The organism is Enhygromyxa salina, from assembly GCF_002994635.1.
Taxonomy (GTDB): Bacteria; Myxococcota_A; Polyangia; order Nannocystales; family Nannocystaceae; genus Plesiocystis; species Plesiocystis salina_B.
The window spans coordinates 1-543 of the sequence record NZ_PVNL01000186.1 but is presented as its reverse complement, the minus strand read 5'-3'; the positions used below and the strand labels follow the sequence as shown (position 1 = coordinate 543).

Annotated in this window: 1 protein-coding gene and 1 pseudogene; both read left to right on the top strand. The window is 63.4% G+C overall.

Annotation, left to right across the window (positions count from 1 at the left end):
* Nucleotides 1–190 (top strand): annotated as a pseudogene (locus tag ENSA7_RS44915) (hypothetical protein); the annotation flags it as partial.
* A 37-nt stretch (nucleotides 191–227) separates the two neighbouring features.
* On the top strand, nucleotides 228–543 hold a 316-nt coding region (locus ENSA7_RS41575), incomplete at its 3' end, for an ATP-binding protein (RefSeq protein ID WP_181234665.1).

The following is a 543-nucleotide window of genomic DNA, read 5'->3' as shown; positions in this document are numbered from 1 at the left end:
GTACCCGACCGACGAGCTCATCGCGGCGGTCGACGATGCCCTGAGCTTCGACCTGTACGACCTCGACCGCATCGACAGGATGGTCCTGCAACGGATCCAGGGCGATTTTTTCCGGCTCGCCCCCCTCGACTCCCAGGCGAAAGCCGAGACCGACGACACAGCAAAAGAGGAACCCAACGATGAACGATGACCTCGACCAATTACTCGAAAACCTCAAACTCCGACGATTGAAACAGATCCTGCCACGCGAGCTCGAGTGGGCCGAGAAGCATACGCCCAGCTACTCGGAATTCCTCGCGCGGCTGCTGCGTGAAGAGTACCAATCGCAGGAGATGCGCTTCCTCGAGCACCGGATCCGGCGGGCTCGCCTGCCCGAGCGCTGGCCGCTCGACACCTACCCGTGGGAGCAGCAACCTGGCGTCAGCAAGGCTGCGATGATGCAGCTGGCCCAGCTCGACTTCATCGACCGTGCCGCCAACCTCGTCTTCATCGGGCCGACGGGCGTGGGCAAGACCGGCCTCGCGTCCGCGATCTTGCTCGCAG